Source organism: Streptomyces anatolicus (assembly GCF_019400875.1).
GTDB lineage: Bacteria > Actinomycetota > Actinomycetes > Streptomycetales > Streptomycetaceae > Streptomyces > Streptomyces anatolicus.
Genome location: NZ_WMBF01000311.1, coordinates 1 through 7,502, shown reverse-complemented (window position 1 = coordinate 7,502; position 7,502 = coordinate 1). Strand labels below are relative to the sequence as shown.

Annotated in this window: 5 protein-coding genes and 1 tRNA gene; 3 read left to right on the top strand and 3 right to left on the bottom strand. The window is 73.6% G+C overall.

From position 1 onward, the window contains the following. Together GKQ77_RS23265 and GKQ77_RS23260 are read left to right on the top strand one after the other, a co-directional pair. The coding region (locus GKQ77_RS23265) for a bifunctional DNA primase/polymerase (protein ID WP_219690869.1) at positions 1-563 on the top strand (563 nt) is incomplete at its 5' end. Continuing rightward, positions 554-627: transfer RNA gene (locus GKQ77_RS23260), tRNA-Lys, on the top strand. The genes GKQ77_RS23265 and GKQ77_RS23260, both read left to right, overlap by 10 nt. Positions 628-733: 106 nt before the next feature. Here the strand turns inward: GKQ77_RS23260 and GKQ77_RS23255 are convergent. Next, the gene (locus GKQ77_RS23255; protein WP_308117759.1) at positions 734-2,041 is read right to left on the bottom strand and encodes a M6 family metalloprotease domain-containing protein; all 1,308 of its coding nucleotides are present in this window, start codon (positions 2,039-2,041) and stop codon (positions 734-736) included. 539 nt (positions 2,042-2,580) lie between these two features. On the opposite strand from GKQ77_RS23255, the gene GKQ77_RS23250 reads away from it, so the two are divergent. Beyond that, positions 2,581-4,326: a putative bifunctional diguanylate cyclase/phosphodiesterase gene (locus tag GKQ77_RS23250; RefSeq protein WP_258021808.1), complete on the top strand. Its 1,746-nt coding sequence runs from the start codon at positions 2,581-2,583 to the stop codon at positions 4,324-4,326. 176 nt (positions 4,327-4,502) lie between these two features. Here the strand turns inward: GKQ77_RS23250 and GKQ77_RS23245 are convergent, their stop codons facing one another. Together GKQ77_RS23245 and GKQ77_RS23240 are read right to left on the bottom strand one after the other, a co-directional pair. Then, the gene (locus GKQ77_RS23245; protein WP_219690867.1) at positions 4,503-5,867 is read right to left on the bottom strand and encodes an AAA family ATPase; all 1,365 of its coding nucleotides are present in this window, start codon (positions 5,865-5,867) and stop codon (positions 4,503-4,505) included. Beyond that, complete coding sequence (locus tag GKQ77_RS23240; RefSeq protein WP_219690866.1) at positions 5,867-7,462, bottom strand: hypothetical protein; 1,596 nt, start codon at positions 7,460-7,462, stop codon at positions 5,867-5,869. The genes GKQ77_RS23245 and GKQ77_RS23240 overlap by 1 nt, the downstream gene beginning before the upstream one ends. Positions 7,463-7,502: the final 40 nt, after the last annotated feature.

Genomic DNA, 7,502 nt, shown 5'->3' with positions numbered 1-7,502 from the left:
CCACCGAGGGAGCCGCCTGGCTCGCCTCCGCCGAAACGTATCCCCGAAGCGCCCTCACCCACTGGCGCACCCGGCCCACCGCCCCCGCGGTGCTCCCCTGCGGCGCCGCCTTCGACGTGGTGAGCGTCCCCGCCGTCTTCGGGCGGCGCATGCTCGACCGGTTATGGGACGAAGGCCCTGGCTCGGGCCCCGTCGCCGCCCACCGCGGCCGCATGCTGCTCTTCGCCGCCCCCGGCACCGCGCAGCGCCTGCCCTCGCTCCTGGAGTGGGAGGAGTGGGGCGCCGCGGTCCCCTCCGTGCTCTGCCACGGCACGGGCGACGCGGTCACCGTGCCGCCCCTCGGCGCCACCGCCGACGCCCCGGCCGCCGGGCCCGCCGCCCGCCTGGAATCACGCTGGCTGGTGGCCCCCGGTACCCGCCACCCCTGGCTGCCGGGCCCCGAGGTGCTGCTCTGGGCCTGCGTCCGCGCGGCCCGCTCCATGGCCTCCTCCGCGGTCCGCATATCGATTTTTCCTGGCGGCGATCAGGATGCTAAGGTCTACGACGTCAGCAGGCGCCGCTAGCTCAGTTGGTTAGAGCAGCTGACTCTTAATCAGCGGGTCCGGGGTTCGAGTCCCTGGCGGCGCACAGACAGTGAGAAGCCCCTCGTGAGAGCGAGGGGCTTCTTGCATGTCCGCCCTGTACGCACCCGTCCGTACGGGGCCCGTCCGCAGGGGGCCCGGCCGTACGCGTCTCAGCCCGCCGCGACCGTCACCGTCCACGCCCCCGACGCCGTCCGCGCCTCCACCTCCACGCGTACGTCCTCGCCCGGCACCGTGAACGTCTCACCCACCCGCACCGGGGCGTCCGCCAGCTGCGGGTAGACCGAGTCGCCCCAGCAGGACTCCGACTCCGGGTGGGCGTCGACGACCTCGATGGGGCCGCTCCCCGACGCCGTCCCGCCGCGCACCTCGTAGACGAGCACGCCCTCCGTGCAGGTCGCGTGGTCGTTGCCCGCCGCGCCCCGCGCCTCCAGGGCGATCGCCGTGTCCCGGCCCGTACGGATCACCGCGAGCCTGGTGCCGCCGATGGCCCCGCGCGCGGCGGGCGCGGCGGGCGCCCCCAGGGGCTCCAGGGTCAGCCGTTCGGGGCCCGCCGCCACACAGCGCACCTGGTGCGGCTCCAGCCAGCCCAGCTTCCACTTGTGCCAGCCGAAGAGGTCGGGCGCGAGGCCGAACTGGCTTCCCATGAGGTCCCAGTCACCCACATGGGTGTCCCAGTCGCCTTTGCCGTCGGTCGGCCGGTGGTAGAGGTCGGGCAGGTCGAAGACGTGGCCCGTCTCGTGGGCCAGGACGTTGCGGTCCGGCGGGTGCCGTTCGAAGACCGTGACGACGCGCCGGATGTCCGTGCCGTCGGCCCGCATCGGCCGGTCGAAGTTCACCACCTTCGTGGCGTCCGAGTCGACGCCGGGCGCGTTCGGGTCCGCGACGAAGTAGACGATGTCGTAGCGGGAGAAGTCCACGTGCGGATCGGCCGCGGCCAGGGCGTCGCGCAGATAGGCGGCGCGGCGCTGGGCGTTCCAGTCGCGCTTTATGGCGTACGACGTGGAATCCCGCGGCATCCGCACCCACTCGCGCCCCGGGTGCGGGCGCAGCTCGAACTTTCCGTAGGAGGCCCGCTCGAAGAACTGGCTGGTCGCGGGGAAGTGGTCGGCGGCCAGTTCATCGGGCGTGATCGTCGGCGGGGAGTCCGGGAAGGACAGGAAGACCATGACGGCGTTCAGGGTCCTGGCCGGGCGGGGGTAGGCGCTGTTCCAGGTGTCGAGCCCTTCCGAGTGGTGCGCGGTCGTGCGGCGCAGGGCGCAGGGTCCCGCGGCGGACTCGGCGACGGCGGGGCCGGCGACGAGCGAGGTGGCGGCGAGGGCGGTCAGCGAGGTGAGCAGCGCGGCGGTGCTGCGCAACCGGGGGTCCCTCCATGGCCTGGGGTTTCTCCCTCCACGGGTGAGTCCCCTAGGGGGGAGCTGACGCGGCACGTCGACCTCCGGGTGCGGAATGCGGGACACCCCACCCACCTTGTGATGTTTTGTTGAACTTCGCCCTGTTTGTCTGGCCCTTCCGGGTGAGGGGCGGACAGAGGGCCGACACCCCGACCGCTCACGGAACGTCACAAGCGATCGGGCCATGACGGAACCAGTTCACTGGCGAGCAGAAACGATCTGCCATACGCCGTGGGCCACCCCAGGTGCGGTGCCATGGCTGGATAGGGCATCTGGCGGGCCTCTATGATCGGCACACTTTCCTGCGCGGGCCCGGCCCCACACCGCCGCCCGCCACCTGCCCGCCGCCCGACGAGACCTGTTCGAGAACAACTGCACTGCGGGAGCAAGCGGTGAACGGAACGTCCCAAGGGCCCACCCCCACGGCGGCCACCACACCCGGCCGAGCCCGTCCTGTCGTCACGGAACGTCGTGAATCGGAGCGGGGCGATCATCATGTGCCGGAGCTTCGCGGCGCGGAACTTCGCGGCTCGGAGCGGGCCGTGATGGACCACTTCGGCCCGGAGCAGGCCGTGATGGACCGCTTCGGCCCTGAACGCGCCGTGATGGACCGCCTCGACCCGGAGCGGGTCGATTACCACGGTGCGTTCACCCACGCCCCCCTTCCCTTGGCTGTCGTCGACAGCGAAGGCCTCGTCGTCAGCGCCAATCACGCCCTGGACGCGCTCCTGGGCGCCGCCCCCGGGACGCTCGGCGGGCGCGTCGCCGCCGATCTGGTCGACCTGGCCTCCGACGCCCGCACCTGGCACGCGTACCGCGAAGTGCTCCGCGGCAGGCAGGCGAAGCTGCGCTGCACGCGGCGTCTGAAGCACCCCGACGGGCACTCCCTGTGGGTGCAGATCACGGTCTCGCCGATGCCGGAGTCCGCCGAGCGGGGCGAGGGCAGGACCGTGCTGCTGGCCGCCGCCGACATCAGTGCCCGCCGCGAGTTGCAGGCCCGGCTGCGGCACGTACAGATGCACGACCCGGTGACCCGGCTGCCCAACCGCAACCTCTTCTTCGAACGCCTGGCCTCCGCGCTCGAAGCGGGCGCCTACGACGACACGAGCACCGGCCGCGTCGGGCTCTGCTATCTGGACCTCGACGGGTTCAAGGCGGTCAACGACACTCTCGGCCACCGGATCGGCGACCGGCTGCTCGCCGCCGTCGCGGAGCGGCTCACGCGCTGCGCCGACCAGGCCGGGTACGGCACGGTGACCGCGCCGCTGGTGGCGCGCCTCGGCGGCGACGAGTTCGCGCTGCTCGTCGAGGACTCGACGGGGACGGAACAGCTGACGGATCTCGCCGAGGCGGCGCTGCGGGCGCTGCAGGAGCCCTTCGACCTGGCTGGCCAGCGGCTCTCCGTCTCGGCCTCCATCGGCGTGGTGGAGCGGCGCGCCGCGGGCACCACCACGACGGGGCTGATGCAGGCCGCCGACACCACGCTGTACTGGGCGAAGACGGACGGCAAGGCCCGCTGGACGCTCTTCGACCCGGAGCGCAACGCCCACCGCATGACCCGTCAGACGCTCTCCAGTTCACTGCGGCCCGCCGTGGAGCGGGACGAATTCGTACTGGAGTACCAGCCGTTGGTCGGTCTCGACGACGAGCGGGTGCGGGGCGTCGAGGCGCTGGTGCGCTGGCGGCACCCGCAGTTCGGGCTGCTGACGCCGAATCGGTTCATCGGACTGGCCGAGGAGGACGGGTCGATCGTGCAGCTCGGCCGCTGGGTGCTGCGCACCGCGTGCCGGCAGGCGCGGCGGTGGCAGCTGGCGCATCCGGAGCGGGAGCCGGTGTTCGTGAGCGTGAACGTGGCGGTGCGGCAGGTGTGGGACTCCGACCTGGTCGCGGACGTGGCGGAGATCCTCGCCGAGACCGGCCTCCCGGCCCGGCTGCTCCAGCTGGAGCTGACCGAGTCCGCCGTGATGGGCTCGGCGGGGCGGCCGCTCCAGGCCCTGCAGGCGCTCAGCGACATGGGGGTGCGGATCGCCATCGACGACTTCGGTACGGGGTACTCGAACCTGGCCTACCTGAGCCGGCTTCCGGTCTCCGTCCTCAAACTGGACGGGTCCTTCGTACGGGGCTTCCAGTACGAGGAGGGGGAGGCGCACAACAACCCCGCCGACGAACTCATCGTCGAGGCGCTGGTGCGGCTTGCCCATCGGCTGGGGCTCACGGTGACGGCGGAGTGCGTGGAGACGGTGGCGCAGGCGGCGCGGCTTCGCCGGATCGGCTGCGACACGGGTCAGGGCTGGCTCTACTCCCGCCCGGTCCCGGCGGACCGAATCTCCGCGCTGCTCCGCGCGGCGTAGGGCCCCGGGGCCTCATGCGCCCCGGCCCGGGAACGCGCCCCAAAGGGGCGCGGGGAACTGCGCGCCCAGCCAGGCGCGACCCGCACGGACGCGTCTGCCCGCGGCGCCCTCCACGCGGGTGCGGGTCGGATTGGGTTGCTCGCGCAGTTCCTCGCGCCCCTGGCGGGGCGCGATCCTTACGGGGCTTGCCACGGGATCCGGTGCTCCGACAGCCGCGCCAGGACCGCGTGGTTGGCCTCCCAGCCGTCTGGGAACTTCACCGTGACGCCCAGTTGGACCGGCTCCGTCGAGGGGTGGTCGTCGAGGAGGAGGTCGACGCCCGCGCGGCAGACCACGATGCAGGCGTGCCGGTGCCGGGAGGTCAGGACGCAGAGGCGGCCCGTCTCCAGGTGGAAGGCCGTGGCGTCCGGGCGGCCGGACAGCGGGTGCAGGACGACCGTCACGTCGTACTCACGGCCCTGGAGGCGGTTCGCGGTGTCCACCGTGACGTCCGTGACGCCGAGGTCGGCGAGGGCCGCGCGGACCGCCGCCGCCTGGTCGCGGTGGGCCGTGCCGACGGCAATGCGGTCGGCCGTGAGCGGGGCCGGGTCGGGGGCGCGCTCCGAGGTGGCCGCGCCGCCCCGGTCCAGGAGGCGCCGGACCACCTGGGCCAGCGCCCGCACCGCCTCGGGGTCCGTACGCGGCGTGTTCCGCGCGGGCAGCTCCAGCAGGCCCCAGCCCGCCCGCGCCGCCTCGTCGATCACCTGGTCCGGCGCCGAACCGTCCGACGGCACCGCGAAGTTCAGCGCGCGGTCCCCGTGGTCCGTACCGCTGCGGAAGGGCGTGTACGGATAGAAGGCGCCGGAGACGAGCGGCGCCGCCGACGCGGGCAGCCGCCAGGACACCGGCAGGCGGTGCTGCGGCAGTTCGGGATTGTGGGCGAGCAGCGTCGTGACGGCCGAGGCCGACGGGTCGTACGAAAGGCCCGCCCACTGCTCCGCGCCGACGATCGAGAACGGGTCCAACTGCCCCGGATCCCCCACGAACAGCGCCCGCTCGAAGAGCCCCGCGACGGCGAGCAGCGCGTCCGACCGCATTTGGTACGCCTCGTCGACGATCGCGTGCCCCCACGGCGCGTCGAGCTGGTCCACCTTGACGTGCGCCCACTTCGCGGCCGTCGAGACGACGACGTCCAGACCGGCGAGGTCGCCCGCCTTGGTCGACTTGCGTACGTTCGGCAGGTCGTCGAGCGCCTTGTCGTACGGGTCCGGGTCGCTGCTGTGCAGACGGCCCACCGGAAGCTCGGGGTCCTTCTCGGCGAGGCGCAGGATCAAGTCGTCCACCTGCGCGTTCGTCTGCGCGATCACCATCAGCGGGCGTCCGGCCGCGGCCAGTTCACGCGCGGCGCGCACCACCAGTGTCGACTTTCCCGCGCCGGGCGGGGAGTCGACGACGACGCCGCGGTGCGTGCCGTGCAGCGTGTCGTGGAGGATCGCGTCCGTGGCGCGCGCGGCCTCGGCGCCGGGGTCGAAGGCGTGGCCCGCGGGCGGGGCGAGCTGCATCACAGGGTGTCCTCCGCGGTCACGGGATCAGGGCGCTCCGGGGTCTCCGCCGGCGGGCCGCCGTGGGTCCACGGGGTGGCCTCCGGGTCCGGCAGCTTGGGGCCGCCGCGCTGGTCGTGCTCGAAGAGCGTCCAGCAGATCCGGTCGCCCTTCTCGGGGACCGAACCGGCGTCGGGTTCCTTGCCGCGGCCCATCTTGTCGACGAGGCGCAGCACGACGAGGGGGGCGGTGTCATGGCTCTCGTACGCCACGAACTCGGCCGTCTGCGGCTTGCCCTGGAGCGAGCGGTACACCTTCGTGCGCTCGCCGAGGTGGGGGCGGTCCTCCGTGCGGACGGTGATCAGGGGGCGCGGTCGGGGGGTCTTCGCCTCGCTGTACGCCATGACGACCTCCGTCACCTCGCCCGCGAACGCCTCGCCCGCGAGGCGGCGGCCCGCCATCACCAGGGGGTCGTCGAGGGCCTCTTGGGCGTCGAGGCGGGCCTGTTCGCGCTCGCGCGTGGCCAGCTTGTTCGCCGCGGTGATCGCGTCGTCGACGCGGGGCTGCGGGGGTTCGCCCGCCGCCACGCGGTCGCGGTGCCCGGTGAACGACCAGCGGTCGCGGGTCCACCGGTCGGCGTCGTGCGCGGCCGCGGGCAGGGCGCACAGGGCGTCCAGACCGCGCCATACGGCGTCCCAGGTGGGGCGGGTCCTGCTCTCGACCAGGGCGTGGATCTCCCGCTCGGCGGCGGTCAACGCGGCCAGCCGCGCGTCCGCCTCGATGCCGTCCTCGGCGGCGGCCAGGGCGCCGCGCGCGCGGTCGTAGCGCTCGATGGCGGGGGCGAGCAGGTCGTTGTCGAACGCCGGGTCCGTGGCCGGGCCCGCGGGCGGGCACAGCAGCTGGCCGTCCTTGTCGCGCGCCAGCTCGGCGCGGAGCGCGGCCTCGGCGCCGGAGGTGCCCTCCGGGGCCTCGATCCAGGCAAGGAGGGCGCCCAGGTGCTGGTCCTCCAGGCTGGACTGGCCGGTGGCCCAGTGCCGGGACAGCAGATCGGTCATCGCCACGAGCAGGGACGAGCCGGGGACGCGGGCGCGCTCCCCGAAGTGCGTCAGCCATCGGCCGAGCAGGGGGACGCGGGGCGGCGCGGGGTAGGGCGTGTCGGGGTCCTGATCGGCGGTGCGGCGAAAACGCATGGACCGGCCGAGGAGGCGTACGAACTCGATGCCGGCGCGGCTCGGCACGATCAGCTGAGGGGCGTCCGCGCACAGCTCGACCTCGACCTTGACGCGCTTGCCGGTCTCCGGGTCGGTCTCACTGCGCTCGGCCGCCTCGACGTCGTCTCCGTACGCCTCGATGTACGGCAGAACGATCTCGGCGAGCTGCGCGAGGAACGCGAAGCGGAGGTCGCGGTCGCGGGGCTGGGGCACGACGAGCAGACGGGGCGAGGTGCGCTCCGTCCCCACGAGGGCGCCGAGGGGCGCGCCTGCCTCGCCGGCGGTGGTGAGCGGCACGAGGACGAGGGGCCGGTCGGAGACGTGCCGGTGCCGGACGGTGACCCTGGGCTGGGCACGGTCGGCGGTGACGGCTTCCAGCCGGGCGAGGCTGTCGATCAGCGACATGGACGCTCGCCCTTCGCTTGGGGGGTGTGGGGTGCTGGGC